This is a genomic window from Bradyrhizobium sp. USDA 4506 (genome assembly GCF_054058795.1).
The window spans coordinates 7990006-8003082 of sequence record NZ_JBSSBM010000002.1 but is presented as its reverse complement, the minus strand read 5'-3'; the positions used below and the strand labels follow the sequence as shown (position 1 = coordinate 8003082).

Genomic DNA, 13077 nt, shown 5'->3' with positions numbered 1-13077 from the left:
ATCCTTGTGAAGTCGGTTGAATGCGAGTTGGGTTGGAGATGTGCGGCGTCAGACCAGGCCGCCATTGGCGCGGAGCGTCTGGCCGTTGATCCAGGAGCCGTCGGGGCCGGCGAGGAACGACACGGCATTGGCGATGTCATCGGGTGTGCCGAGGCGCTCCAGCGGCACCATCTTGGCGAAGCGGTCAATCAATTCGTCCGACTTGCCGTGCAGGAACAGGTCGGTCGCGGTCGGCCCGGGCGCGACGGCATTCACGGTGATGCCGCGGCCGCGCAATTCTTTGGACAGGATCGCCGTCAACGACTCGATCGCGGCCTTGGTCGCGACATAGATGCCGTAGGTCTCAAGCTTGGTGCCGACGACGCTGGTCGAGAAGTTGACGATGCGTCCGCCGTTGCGCAGCCGGCGCGCCGCCTCGCGCATGGTGTTGAAGCTGCCCTTCAGGTTGACCGCGACCTGCTGGTCGAACGCGGCGTCGTCGCTGTCGGCGATCTTGCCGAGCTTCATGATGCCGGCATTGTTGACCAGCACGTCGACGCCGCCGAAGGCGGCTTCCGCCGCGTCGAACATGCCGCGCACCGCGTTGGCATCGCTGACATCAGCCTTCGCGGTCAGTGCCCGGCCGCCGGCGGCCTCGATCCTGTCGGCCACCACCTGGGCGGACCTGGCGTCGCCGGAGTAGTTGATGACGACGGTGAAGCCGTCCCTGGCGAGGCGTTCGGCAACCGCCGCGCCGATCCCGCGCGAGGCACCCGTCACCAGAGCTACCTTGTTGGTTTGGTTGGTTATTTTCAGTCTCCCATCAGGTTGTGCGGCCGCGCCGCGTTCGATGGGAGGATACTAGGTCTTGGCGTCTTCCGGATAATCATGCATCATCTGACACCACTATTCGTTATTTCCGGACAATAGATGGACCGTTTCGACGCGATGCGCGTGTTCACCCGGGTGGTCGAGCGGCGCAGCTTTTCGCTCGCCGCCGAGGATCTGGGTCTGCCGCGCTCGACGGTGACGGACGCGGTGAAGGGGCTGGAGGCGCGGCTCGGCGTGCGGCTGCTCGAGCGCACCACGCGCACGGTCCGCCCGACGCTCGATGGCGAGGCGCACTACCGCCGCTGCCTGTCGCTGATCGCGGACCTCGAAGACGCCGAGGGCGCGTTCGGCGGCGCGCGGCCGAAGGGGCTGCTGCGGCTCGAGGTGCAGGGCACGCTGGCGCGGCACTTCCTGCTGCCGAACCTGCCGGGCTTTCTCGCCGAATATCCCGACATCGAGATCAACATGAGCGAGAGCGACCGCTGGGTCGATCTGATCCGCGAAGGCGTCGACTGCGTGCTGCGCTTCGGCAAGCTGCCCGACAGCGACATGATCGCGCGGCAGGTCACGATGCTGGAGCGGCTGACCTGCGCGACGCCGGATTACCTTGCGCGCTTCGGCACGCCCGCCGATCCGTTCGCGCTCGACGGCCATCGCATGATCGGCATCCGCTCGCTGACCACGGGACGCCTGCGGCCGATGGAGTTCGTGATCGACGGCACGCTGAAGCAGATTCCGCTGCCGGCGCCGATGTCGGTGACCGGCCCCGAGAGTTACCTGGCGAGCGCCAAACTCGGTCTCGGCCTCGTGCAGGTGCCGCGCTTCCACGCCGAAGCCGATCTGGCAAACGGAACGCTGGTCCCGGTGCTGCAGCAATGCCCGCCGCCATCGGTGCCGGTAAACCTGCTCTATCCGCGCAACCGCCAGCTCTCGCCGCGCGTGCGCGTGTTCATCGATTACGTGATGCGGGCGTTCGCGCGCAGTTGATCGATCGCCGGAACCACAGCGAGCCCCGCAACGTTATGCTTCCGACACCGGAGGGATTGAGCGATGCGGACCTTTTTCGGCATGATTTTGGGCGCGCTGCTGCTGACATGCGGCGTTTATGTCTATGACTCGATGCGGACGTCGAGCGTCGCCAATGGCGAGGTGGCGCAGGACACGCGCACCATCGTCAATTGGGACGTCGCAGCGCGTGACTGGAACCTGCTGAAGACGCGCACCCGCGAGCAGTGGGACAAGATCGCGGCGAAGTAACGATTGTTTTCAAGCCGACACAAAAGCAGATGGCCTCTCGCCGGAGAGGCCATTTTCGTTGCAGGAAGCGCGATCAATTCTGCTCGGTCTTGCGGCCCATATTGGCCTTGCGGGCGTCGGCGATCACCTGCTCGAACTGATCCATGCTGAGCACGCCCGGTACGCGGTACTTGCCGACGATGAATGACGGCGTGCCGTTGAAGCCGAACGCCAGCGCCTGCTCGTTGTTGCGGGAAAGGATCGCGTCGATCGCCTTGGCGTTGGCGTCGTGATCCTTCTTCAGGCGGTCCATGTCGAGGCCGGCGCCCGAGAGCAATTCGGCGATGCGCGGCTCGGTGATGCGCGAATTGACCGAGATCATCGCCTCATGCGCGACGTCGAACTTGTTCTGGTACTTCGCCGCCAGCGCCATCCGCGCCGCGACCTTGGAGACCGGTCCGAGGATCGGCCAATCCTTCAGCACGAGGCGGACCTTGCCGTCGTCCTGCACCACCTGGCGCAGCTCCGGCGCGAGCTTGCGGCAATAGGGGCAGTTGTAATCGAACCATTCGACGATGGTGATGTCGCCCTTGGGGTTGCCGATGTCAGGAATATCCGGATCGCGCAGCACCTGCTCCTCGGTCAGGACATTGTCGTCCTCGGCGCGTGCGGCGCCCGCGGCCATGAGAGCGATGCCGGCACCGAACAGGCCGAGCGCGCCGCGGCGGGTGGCACCGGCGTTGATCAGGGGCGATTTCGTCAGTTGGTTCATAGCTGGCTTTCGCAAGAGCTCTTCGCCCTTCTACGTTCAGGACACATTGATGTTACGCAGCAGCATATAGATCGCCACCACGATAATCACAGTCGCAAACACGATATTAAGCGCGCCGCGCCGTTCCGACAGGTGGCGGGCGCTGCTTGTGCCGAGAAGGCCGCCCGCGATGCCGCCGGCGACGAATAGCCCCGCCAGGCCCCACGACACCAGCCCGGACCACGCATAGCTCAGGGCCGTGGTCATGCCGAAGGCGGTGACGGCAACCAGCGAGGAACTGACCGCGTTCATGATCGGCATCCCGGTCGCCAGCATCAGCGCCGGCACGATCAAAAAGCCGCCGCCGATGCCGAAGAACCCCGACATGGTTCCGGTGGCAAGCCCGAGGCCGATGATCGCGGGCATGTTGGACATCGAGATCTTGACGTCGGTCAGCCCGACCCGCGCGCGATTCTTCAGCATCAGGCCCGCGATGACCAGCATCACCAGCGAGAACAGCGCGAGCAGCTTCTGCCCCTCCAGCATCTTGCCGAGGATCGAGCCGCCGAACGCGCCCAGCATGCCCGACAGCGCGAACACCAGCGCGCAGGACCAGATCACGGTGCCGCCGCGGGCGTGGTTGGAGAGATTGACCGCGGCGTTGGCGGCGACCGCGATCGCCGAGGTGCCGATCGCGACATGCGGCTCCGGCACGCCGACCACGTAGACCATCAACGGCACGGCAAGGATCGAGCCGCCGCCGCCGACCAGGCCCAGCGAAAAACCGACCAGCATGCCCGATGCCAGCCCAAGCACGCTTTGAGTTGCGGAGAAGACCAAGGGGAACAGACTCGCGTTTGAGCCGGCGACCCTAGAAGGATTTGCTGCTCAACGCCATACCAATAGCACAAAACTGCCCTGCAGCCGGACTCTCTATATCAGCATGATCTCCGCGCAAACGCGTTGCGTTTGTCGCGAGGGAAAACCGGTTCCCACTTTTCCGGATCATGCTCAGCGCAGCAGATATGTCACAGCCAGCGGCACCAGCAGCGAGGTGACCAGCGCATTCAGGCTCATCGCGATCCCGGCGAAGACGCCGGCGACCTCGTCGACCTGGAAGGCGCGCGCGGTGCCGATGCCATGGGCGGCGATGCCCGCCGCAAAGCCGCGGGCGCGAAAGTCGGTGATGCCGGTGAAGTTCATCAGCGGCGTGACGATGATCGCCCCCATGATGCCGGTGAGGATCACCGACACTGCGGTCAGCGAGGGATCGGCATGCAGGGATTCGCTGATGCCCATCGCGACGCCGGCGGTGACCGATTTCGGCGCCAGCGACAGGATGACGTCGCGCGGCAGCCCGAACGCCTGCGCCAGCAGCACCACCGAGACGATCGCCGTCAGCGAGCCGATCGCGAGCGCAACCAGCATCGGCAGGATCGCCGCCGCGACCCGCCGGCGATTCTCGTAGAGCGGCACCGCGAGCGCCACCGTCGCCGGCCCGAGCAGGAAGTGCACGAACTGCGCACCGGCAAAATAGGTGGTGTAGGAGGTTCGGGTCAGCAGCAGGAATACGCCGATGATCCACACCGAATGCAGCACGGGATTGGCGAGCGGGTGCCGCCTTGTCTTCAGCGACACCGCGTCGGCCGCAGCATAGGTCAACAGCGTCACCGTCAGCCAGAGCAGCGGCGACTGCGAGAGATAGACCCAGAGCGAGAACGGATTGTCGTTCACGGCCTCTCCTCCTCGCGCGACAACAAACTGCTCGCCGCAACGAAGGTCGCAACCGTCGCCAGCAGGGTGACGATGACCGAAACCGCGAGGATCACCAGGACCGCGATGCCGTGCTCGGCGAGCAGATCGAGCTTCTGCACCACGCCGACGCCGGCCGGAATGAACAGCAGCGAGAGATTGGCGAGCATGCCGCGGCTCGCGCTCTCGACGCCGTCATCGCCGAGCGGCCCGCGCGCCAGCGCCGGAAAGCGGTCGCGCGCCAACAGCACCAACAACAGCAGCACGAGGCCAACTACCGGGCCCGGCACCGGTACCGCCAGCGCGCGCACGGCGACCTCGCCGACCAGCTGGCAGAGCAGGATCAGGCTGAGGCTGGCGATCATGGCAGGAAGCTCACGCGAGACATCCGCCTATCAGGTCGGTGTGGCGGGACCTTGTCAATGCGTGGGTCTTGGATGCATGCGCAGATCTTGGGCGCCGCCGCTCTCAAATCCGTCACACTTTCTCAGACCGTCATCCCCGCTTGTCGTCCCTGCGAAAGCAGGGACCCATAACCACCGCATTCGGTGATGACCGGGATCGTGGCCCCAGCCAGCGCAACAATTGAGATTCGGGGTAATGGGTCCTGGCTTTCGCCAGGACGACACGGGGTGTGTGGCGCGGCCTGCATCCACAATCGTCGTCCCTGCGAAAGCAACCGCGCCTCGACCCGTTCAGCACCGTCATCCTGAGGCGCGAGCTCTTGCGAGCCTCGAAGGATGCACGGCCCGGACAAGCCCGCGCACTCCTTCGTCGTAACGATGGGGCCGTCGACCCTTCGAGACGCCGCTTTGCGGCTCCTCAGGGTGACGGAGATAGAGCTCCACCCGTCGGCGGCGACTCCCGCCGCGCCAGCGCCATCAGCGTGCCGCTCATGGTCGCGACCAGCGTCTCGACGCCGTCCTGGACCGCGTAGGCGCGGCCGTCGCAGACGGTCAGCGTGCGGCCGGGCTTGACCACGACGCCGCGGAACACGAATCGCTCGCCGCGGGCCGGCGCCAGCAGATTGGTCTTGAACTCCACGGTGAGGATGTCGGAGCCTTCGGGCATCAACGTGAAGGCGGCGATCCCGCAGGCATTGTCGAGCCCCGCGGTGATGATCCCGGCATGCACGAAGCCGTTCTGCTGGCAGAATTCCGGCGCATAGGGCATCGCAAGATCGACCTCGCCGGGCTCCATGCGCTCGATCGAGATACCAAGCGTCTGCATCGCGCGCTGGCGTGCGAAAGTATCGGTCGCGACGGCGCGATAGTTTGGATTCTTCGGTTCGAAACGCGGCATGGCGGTCACGCGATTGCGGGCTCTGACGGCACGAGATGCGGCATCGCCGCGTAGCGGATCGCCGGCGCGAACGGCGTCGATCTGCGCGCGGCACGGTCGATATGCACGGCCGCGATCTCGCAGGTCGCGGCGATCTCGCCGGTCTCCGCATTGCGCATCTCGTGCAGGATACGGATCGACTTGTCGCGGAACTCGACCAGCCGGCTCTTGACCTCGACGAGGTCGCCGGCGAGCAGCTCGCGCTTATAGGAGATGTTCTGCTGCACGGCGGCCATGCCGCGGCCGGACTCGCGCAGATAGCTCGGCGTCAGGCCAAGCCGCGCGAACATGTTCCAGCTCGCCTCGTCGAACTTGCCGACATACCACATGACGTTCATGTGGCCGATATGGTCGCAGTGCCAGGGATAGACCGTGCCGCGGTAGGTCGCCTCGCCCTCCATCTGATCCCTCCTTCGATTTTTGATACGGTAGCGTATCAGGGACGAAGCAGGCTAGCAATACGGTACCGTATCAAAGCATGATCCCGGAAAAGTGCAAAGCGGCTTTCCCTCGCGACAAACGCAACGCGTTTGCGCGGAGATCATGCACAAACAAGCGATTAATGCGCGATGACGATCCCATCGCGCATTATGGATGCGCGGAGATCGCATGACTGAAAGCAAAGGCGACGTCTGGGTCGCGGCCGGCTTCGCCGAACTCGCGCATAGCGGGGTCGACGGCGTGCGGGTCGAGGTACTGGCGAAGAATCTCGGCGTCACCAAGGGCGGCTTCTACCGCCGCTTCAGGGATCGCGCCGCGCTGCTCGAGGCCATGCTGACGCGCTGGCGCGACGGCCGCATCGCATCGATCGAGAAGCACACCGCGCTCGACGGCGCCAGCGCGCGCGAGCGGCTGAAGGCGATCATCACGCTGTATTCGGAGCGCATGAACACCGAGGCGATGGCGGTCGAGCTCGCGATCCGGCAATGGGCGCGCACCGATGAGGCCGCCGCCGCCGCCGCCGCGAGCGTCGATGCCGCGCGGCTGAAGAATGTCGCCCAGCTCTATCGCGCCACCGGGCTGCCGACTGAAGAGGCCGATGCGCAGGCCTTCCTGTTCTACTGCTTCATCTTCGGCCAGAGCCTGCTGTTTCTCGAGCGCGGCCCGCGCAAGCGCGCGCAATTGCTGGCGCAGTCGGCGGACAAGCTGCTCACGGAAAACCCGTAGAGAGAGCTGCAGCCAATAGAGCCGGTGCAAACAGAAAGCGGCCGGCTTACGCCGGCCGCTCGCCAGACTCGGTCGGCTCGCTCAGGCGCCCTTCAGGCGCTTGTTGCATTCGCTGTAATAGCCACCGCCCTTCTGGATCCACTTCAGGCCGCCATTGCCGCCGGTGGCCTTGTTGGCGTTGTACTGGTCGACGCAGGTGTGCATGCGTCCCTTGCCTTCGGACTCCTTGGCGTATTTGGGATCGACGGCGTTCGGAAATACGGCGGGTCCTGCCGGCGCCGCCGGTGCCGCGGCGGGCGCCTGCTTGGCTTCCTTCGGCGCGGCCGGAGCGGGCGCGGCGGCTGCCGGCGGCGGAGCGGCGGGCGCCGCAGCCGGGGTCGCGTCGGCGCCGCACTGCGCCTTGCGGAAATCATTCCACTTCTGGCCGCCGAGGGTGCCGGCCGACTTGGCCGCCTGGTACTTGGCGCTGCATTCCTGCGCGGTCAGGGCCTGCGCCGGCGCGCTCGCCGCAAAGGCTGCAAAGCCCGACACCGCAAGCACGCACAACAATCTGGTTTGAATGGTCATCGCTGGTCTCCCGTCATCCCTGGTTTCCCGTTGGTTTCCCGTGGGGAGCATTGGCGTAAGACCATTATCCTAGCGCAACCCCGACTTGCGACAACGCGCCTGCGCGCCTGCGCGTTAAAATATTGTGGCGGCGGGACCGCTGCATGTTCATCCACGGTTCAGCATCGTCGCGCGACGTTTCGGCCCTCTTTCCCTCACGAGGTGCCCCATGAAGACGATTTCCACGCTCGCGTCCGCAACCGCCCTGGCCTCCCTGCTGCTGATGGGCGGAGCTTTCGCGCAAACGGCCGCGCCCGCCGCCAAGGACGCCGCTCCGAAGGCCGAGACCAAGGCGCCGGCCGAGAAGAAGCCGCGCACCGCCGAGTCGCTGGAATGCTCGAAGGAAGCCGACGCCAAGGGGCTGCACGGCAAGGAGCGCAAGAAATTCCGCTCCGAGTGCAAGAAGGAGAAGTCGGGCGGCGCCGCTGCAGCGCCCGCGGCGACGAAGTAACGTCCGGACAGGTCTGATCCGATTCGCTCTCCCCATCGGGGAGGGCAATCGCGAACGCGCTCGATCGCTCGACGAACCCGTGATGCCCGGCCTTGTGCCGGGCATCTGCGTGTTGGCTTGCGCGTGGCAAAGGCGTGGATGGCCGGGACGCCTGCGCGAACACGCGCTTCGCTTCTGCCCGGACATGACGAGTTTGTGGCGATACTGATCGCAATCCCCCGGCTGGTTTCGAAGGGTGAAAATCTGTGCGCCGGGCGAGCCGGGGCGCAATGCTGCAATCGCGAGATGCATTTGTCGCGTTCACGCGAATTTGCCATAAGGCGGCGTGACCCTGATCCGCGCTTCGATGGCAACGGCCATTCCCGACCGCAGCAAAGTCCTGAACGGGCTCGAGACCCTCGTCATCGGCACCGTCGGCGGCTTGCTGTTTCTGTGGGCAGAATTGCCGGGCGGCCTGATCTCGGGGGCGATGGTCGCGGTCGCGATCGCCGCATTGGCCGGACGGCCGCTCGCGGTGCCGGCGGTGCTGACGCAATCGGTGTTGCTGTTGCTCGGCATCTCCCTGGGCTCGCTGATGTCGCAGCAATTGCTGCAGCACATGAGCTCCTATCCGCTCACCATCGGCCTGCTGGCGCTGGCGACGTTCTGCTCGACCTTCGGCTCGAGCCTCTATCTGCAACGCATCCATGGCTGGGACCAGACGTCGGCTTTCCTTGCCGGCAGCCCGGGCGCGCTGTCGCAGATCACGATCCTCGCCGCGGAAAAGGGCGCCGACGTCGCGGCGATCGCGGTGGTGCAGACCATGCGCGTGATCATCTTGACCGCGGCGCTGCCGCTGGTGCTGGCGCTGACCGGGGTGACGCATGCAGCGCCGCCGCCATTGCCGACGACGGTCGCCTCGCCGTTCGGCCTCGTCGCGCTGGTCGCCTTATCGATCGGCGTCTCGCTGCTGCTGCGCTGGATCAAATTCCCCGCCAGCTGGATGTTCGGCGCGATGCTCGCCTCCAGCCTGCTGCACGGCTCCGGGCTGGTCGATGGCGGCCTGCCGCCCTGGCTCCGCAACGTCGCGCTGGTCGGCATCGGCGCCATCATCGGCACCCGCTTCGCGCGGATGAAGACCTCGACGCTGCTCAGTCACGTCAATGCCGGGCTCGGCTCGTTTGCGATTGCCATCCTGATCTCGGCCGTGTTCGTCGCGGTGATCGGCTTCACCACCCATGTGCGGCTCGCCGACGTCGTGGTCGCCTTCGCGCCGGGCGCGATGGACGCGATGCTGGCGCTGGCGTTGACGCTGCACATCGACCCGATCTTCGTCGGCGCGCATCATCTGTCGCGCTTCCTGTTCGTCACCATCTCGACGCCGGGCATCATCCATCTGTTCGGCCGGCCGCAGGACGACGTCGACGATTAGCTCTACCAACCGTCATCCTGAGGAGCGCGAAGCGCGTCTCGAGGGATGAACGGCCACCGGCCGGGCCGTGCATGCTTCGAGACGGCCGCTTCGCAGCCTCCTCAGCATGACGGATCGAGAGACGGGCGGGCTTTATCCGTGGAAGCGTAGGATGGGTAGAGCGCAGCGAAACCCATCGGCTTCGTTCCGCAGCAAGGATGGTGGGTTTCGCTTCGCTCTACCCACCCTACGGGCTTATGCCCGCGCGGCTCGCATCACGCCCCAGCCGGCGATCGCGGCCATCACGAGCGAGATCAGCACGTTGTAGCCGGCCAGCGAGATGCCGAGGAAGCGCCACTGCACCTCGTCGCAGCGCACCACCTTGACCTTGTCGAGCTGGTCCAGCAGCGAGCCGGCCTTGCCGAAATCCACCATCGGGCCGGTGCAATCGGTCGGCCCCGGCCAGAACCCCCATTCGACACCGGCGTGATAGGTGCCGAGCCCGGCATTGGCGAGCGCGGCGAGGCCGAGGATCGCAAGGCCCGCGAGCAGCACCGGACGCGGCGCGCCGCGGGCGGCCGCGAGCGCCACCACGGCGCCGAGCGGCACCGCGAGGTAATAGGCATAGCGCTGCTCGAGGCAGAGCGGACAAGGCATGATCTCCAGCACGAGCTGGAAGAACCAGGCGCCGGCCAGGGTCGCCGCCGCGATCACGGCAATCGCCAGCGACGAGGTCAGCGCCGGATTGCCGGCGGCGGAAGCATGCGACGGATGGGCGGTGGCAATCGTCACGTCGGTCCTCCTGCGGGCATCGTTCGGGAGGGTCATGGGCCCTGCTCCAAGGTCGTCGATTGCGGTCGTATCGCGTGAAAATACCGCTGTCGAGGCGCGGGACAATCACATCCGCGCGGGTTGACCGTGACGGCCGCCGTCCGCCGCGGTCAGATCGCGTTCAGTCGGTGATGCGTGGGAACGCGCAGGCCCCACTGGGTCATCGCCGCCTGCAGCTCATCGGAAAAGAAAAGGCTCGGATTGAGCAGCCTGCGTTCATGCCAGAGATGGGCGCCGACGCTGACACGCTTCAAGACCGTCAGACTGCCATAGCCCTTTTTCGTGGGATTGTTTGCAAAATACGCCGTCGATCCCTCCGACACCTGATGGACGGCGCTTTGTTCCGGCACGAAGCTGTCGATGTAACGGCGGACGATGATGCCGTAATACGGAACGGGGTAGTCCTTGCCCTTCGGCGTGGTGATCCGTAGCGGCCAGAACTGGTGCACGCCCGGCTCCAGCTTCTCGATGATGGCGTGCAAGGTTGCATCGACGGCACGGACGCCGTTGGTCAAATGCAGCAGCGATCCGAGCGATTTGCGTGAATCCTCCATCCTGAATTCCAACGGACGTTCGTGCGGCTCGAGCAGGCCCCTGTCCTCCCTGAACTTGCGAGCCACCTCCCCGATGTAAGCGACGTGCCAGTCGTTCAGCGCCGCCCTTTGCTCCGCAGACATCTGCTCGTCGAAATATTGCTTGAGGCCTTCCTCCCAGCCCACATAGTCGCCGTTCGGGAAGAAGTCGCCGAATTGGCTGCGCTCGTACCATCCCCACACCATGTTCAAGTGCCCCTTGCTTCAAGTGCCCCGTGCGTTCATCGAGATCGACGAACCGGACAATACCGTTACGCTCGCGCCTCCGTCTCGAAGTAGGTTGCCGCAGCCGCGGCCAGGCTTGGGGACGGTGGCAGCGGCTGCCGCCGCCGGGCAAACTCTTCCGTGACTGCCATACGGACGGCAAGCGCCTTGCGTCGTCCTCGGGGTCACACCCGCCGGAAATTCCGCTGCCGGGGCGCGGGACATCCCGCCCGCGCGGGTTGACCATGACGGGCCGCCCGCTATAGTCCGCCGCGCTTCGCGACCCCGGCCTTCCCGGCCGGGACCATTGCGAATGCCCCTGTGGCGGAACTGGTAGACGCGCTCGACTCAAAATCGAGTTCCGCAAGGAGTGCTGGTTCGATTCCGGCCAGGGGCACCATTCAGCGCAGCCGTAGCCGACAAGCCATCCGCACGAAGGCTCGTCCCGGCGTAGCCCGAAGGGCGAAGCCGAATCCCGCCGCTGGGCGCCATTCGCGTGCGATCCAGGCCGTAAACATTCGAAAGACCTCCCCTTTAGCTAGAGGGGGCCGGTTTCCTGCCGCGTCCGAGCGCGAATTGACCGACCGGGCCCTCCACGTGGAATTCAAGCCCCGTCATTTTTGCAAACAGATCGATGTTGCAGGTGCCGATTGCGCAGCCACCAAGGCCCATGTCGGTCGCCGTCAGATAGAACGTCTGGATCAGGTTGCCGACGTCCTTCAGGATCAACGAATATGCGATTGAGCTGTATTTCCAGGAGATCCGCCCAAAGCGCGCGGCGATCGTGATCAAGACCTGCGGTGGACCGGATGCGTCCATGGCAAACTCGGCCGCCGTAGAAAGCGCTTGGAGTTGTTGGGCGGAGGTGTCGATCGCGACAAGCGCGTGGCTGCCCGCGTCATAGTGGTAAAGTCCACGTGCAAGCTCCCCGCAGTTCAAGACCGCCAAGTATAGTTCCAGCTCATACGCGCCGCCTGCCGACGGATAGGGTCTTGCGCTGTAGGTGACCTCGGGACCGCCGTCAAAATCTGCGCCGATCTTGCATTCCGACAGCACGCGGGCTGTCGTGTCGAGAAACTGCGCGAGCTCGGCGAGCGTGACCGGATGCTGGTCGTCGAAATCTCGTATTGAATGGCGTTCGCGCAACAGCTTCGCGAAGTGCGAGACCGACCCCGACGTGGAGAATTTGCCGAGGTCGATCTTCTTGCCGGGCCAAGGCGGGCGCACCGCGGGTAGCGGTGGAACGACGCCCGCATGGGTGAACGCGCCGCCAACTGGATTGGTGTGCCGGCCCTCCGTGCTCCGCGTATGAAACACGAGATCGTGGAAGTCCCAGAGAACGAGATTGCCGTCGCCTTCATTCACCCGAAGGCCGTCGCCGTCTTTCGCATTGAGCCTAATCAGCATCTTGCTGTCGAGCAGCAATCCGAGCAGATCGAGGTTCGCGGAGGCCGCATGGCGGCGAAGCTCGCTGATCTTCTGAGGCCGCGACAGGGCAGCGAGGGTGGCAGCGATGGCGGGATCGAAAATCCGAAACAGCGCGCCGGCGCGCGGTGATTCCAGCACCATCTCGCTGCCGCGCCGGCGCAGATAGGCGAAGCGCGACAGCACAATGGTATCACCGTTCCCCAGCTTTGCACGTTGTGGCCAGTATTCGGCGACCTGCGGCTCGATGACCACGAGGTCTTGCTCGTCACGCGGAGAGCATAAGCGGTATTCGAGAAGTCCATGCCCTGCCAGTCGCCGCACGAGGGCATGAACCTGCCTCGCGAGGACACCTTTGCCCGCAAAGGAGGCGAGCGGCAGGCCGCTGGTGAGATGTCCCGCACGGTCGACCGCTGCCGCACTGAATTGTCCCAGATTGATCGAGTAGCCGCCCAAGCCTGCAGCGATGCTTCCGTCCGCCTGCATGTGAAGGGAGCAACGACCGTTCAATCGGGCGACG

The 13077-nt window shown here is 65.3% G+C and carries 16 protein-coding genes and 1 tRNA gene; 6 read left to right on the top strand and 11 right to left on the bottom strand.

Annotated features, from left to right (window positions below):
* Positions 1 to 48: 48 nt before the first annotated feature.
* Positions 49 to 789, bottom strand: a complete 741-nt coding sequence (locus ACVIHF_RS39825) for an SDR family oxidoreductase (protein WP_456794168.1) — start codon at positions 787 to 789, stop codon at positions 49 to 51.
* A 120-nt stretch (positions 790 to 909) separates the two neighbouring features.
* Between ACVIHF_RS39825 and ACVIHF_RS39820 the strand changes: the two genes are divergently transcribed.
* The gene (locus tag ACVIHF_RS39820; RefSeq protein ID WP_456793641.1) at positions 910 to 1797 is read left to right on the top strand and encodes a LysR family transcriptional regulator; all 888 of its coding nucleotides are present in this window, start codon (positions 910 to 912) and stop codon (positions 1795 to 1797) included.
* Positions 1798 to 1860: 63 nt separating this feature from the next.
* Entirely contained in the window at positions 1861 to 2067 is a 207-nt protein-coding gene (locus ACVIHF_RS39815) for a hypothetical protein (protein WP_253624987.1), read from the top strand.
* Between the two features lie 73 nt (positions 2068 to 2140).
* Here ACVIHF_RS39815 and ACVIHF_RS39810 read toward each other — a convergent pair whose 3' ends face one another.
* The 6 genes from ACVIHF_RS39810 to ACVIHF_RS39785 all read right to left on the bottom strand — a co-directional run bounded on the left by ACVIHF_RS39810 (position 2141) and on the right by ACVIHF_RS39785 (position 6291).
* Positions 2141 to 2818: a DsbA family protein gene (locus tag ACVIHF_RS39810; RefSeq protein ID WP_456777802.1), complete on the bottom strand. Its 678-nt coding sequence runs from the start codon at positions 2816 to 2818 to the stop codon at positions 2141 to 2143.
* Positions 2819 to 2854: 36 nt separating this feature from the next.
* Entirely contained in the window at positions 2855 to 3592 is a 738-nt protein-coding gene (locus ACVIHF_RS39805) for a sulfite exporter TauE/SafE family protein (RefSeq protein WP_051003131.1), read from the bottom strand.
* Between the two features lie 216 nt (positions 3593 to 3808).
* Positions 3809 to 4531, bottom strand: a complete 723-nt coding sequence (locus ACVIHF_RS39800) for an LrgB family protein (protein ID WP_253604578.1) — start codon at positions 4529 to 4531, stop codon at positions 3809 to 3811.
* Complete coding sequence (locus ACVIHF_RS39795; RefSeq protein WP_456793640.1) at positions 4528 to 4914, bottom strand: CidA/LrgA family protein; 387 nt, start codon at positions 4912 to 4914, stop codon at positions 4528 to 4530. Before ACVIHF_RS39795 ends, ACVIHF_RS39800 begins: the two co-directional genes overlap by 4 nt.
* Before the next feature lie 457 nt (positions 4915 to 5371).
* A complete protein-coding gene (locus ACVIHF_RS39790; RefSeq protein ID WP_456793639.1) occupies positions 5372 to 5851 on the bottom strand; it encodes a PaaI family thioesterase in 480 nt (159 codons plus the stop codon).
* 5 nt (positions 5852 to 5856) lie between these two features.
* Positions 5857 to 6291, bottom strand: a complete 435-nt coding sequence (locus ACVIHF_RS39785; RefSeq protein ID WP_057016296.1) for an acyl-CoA thioesterase — start codon at positions 6289 to 6291, stop codon at positions 5857 to 5859.
* Between the two features lie 208 nt (positions 6292 to 6499).
* On the opposite strand from ACVIHF_RS39785, the gene ACVIHF_RS39780 reads away from it, so the two are divergent.
* Positions 6500 to 7057 (top strand): TetR/AcrR family transcriptional regulator, encoded by a 558-nt coding sequence (locus tag ACVIHF_RS39780; RefSeq protein ID WP_028342569.1) that lies wholly within the window; start codon positions 6500 to 6502, stop codon positions 7055 to 7057.
* A gap of 81 nt (positions 7058 to 7138) precedes the next feature.
* On the opposite strand, the gene ACVIHF_RS39775 is transcribed toward ACVIHF_RS39780, so the two are convergent.
* Positions 7139 to 7624, bottom strand: a complete 486-nt coding sequence (locus ACVIHF_RS39775) for a hypothetical protein (protein ID WP_456793638.1) — start codon at positions 7622 to 7624, stop codon at positions 7139 to 7141.
* Between the two features lie 208 nt (positions 7625 to 7832).
* Here ACVIHF_RS39775 and ACVIHF_RS39770 point away from each other — a divergent pair, with 208 nt between their 5' ends.
* On the top strand, positions 7833 to 8114 hold the full coding sequence (locus ACVIHF_RS39770) for a PsiF family protein (protein ID WP_168857374.1): 282 nt from the start codon (positions 7833 to 7835) through the stop codon (positions 8112 to 8114).
* A gap of 325 nt (positions 8115 to 8439) precedes the next feature.
* Positions 8440 to 9525, top strand: a complete 1086-nt coding sequence (locus tag ACVIHF_RS39765) for an AbrB family transcriptional regulator (protein WP_375167014.1) — start codon at positions 8440 to 8442, stop codon at positions 9523 to 9525.
* A gap of 234 nt (positions 9526 to 9759) precedes the next feature.
* On the opposite strand, the gene ACVIHF_RS39760 is transcribed toward ACVIHF_RS39765, so the two are convergent.
* Together ACVIHF_RS39760 and ACVIHF_RS39755 are read right to left on the bottom strand one after the other, a co-directional pair.
* On the bottom strand, positions 9760 to 10332 hold the full coding sequence (locus ACVIHF_RS39760) for a disulfide bond formation protein B (protein ID WP_456793637.1): 573 nt from the start codon (positions 10330 to 10332) through the stop codon (positions 9760 to 9762).
* A gap of 113 nt (positions 10333 to 10445) precedes the next feature.
* On the bottom strand, positions 10446 to 11114 hold the full coding sequence (locus ACVIHF_RS39755; RefSeq protein WP_456793636.1) for an imm11 family protein: 669 nt from the start codon (positions 11112 to 11114) through the stop codon (positions 10446 to 10448).
* Between the two features lie 333 nt (positions 11115 to 11447).
* Between ACVIHF_RS39755 and ACVIHF_RS39750 the strand changes: the two genes are divergently transcribed.
* Positions 11448 to 11532, top strand: a tRNA-Leu gene (locus ACVIHF_RS39750).
* Between the two features lie 134 nt (positions 11533 to 11666).
* Here ACVIHF_RS39750 and ACVIHF_RS39745 read toward each other — a convergent pair.
* Positions 11667 to 13043 carry a SagB family peptide dehydrogenase gene (locus ACVIHF_RS39745; protein WP_310882957.1) on the bottom strand — a complete coding sequence of 459 codons (1377 nt, stop codon included), beginning with the start codon at positions 13041 to 13043 and terminating at the stop codon, positions 11667 to 11669.
* Positions 13044 to 13077 lie beyond the last annotated feature (34 nt).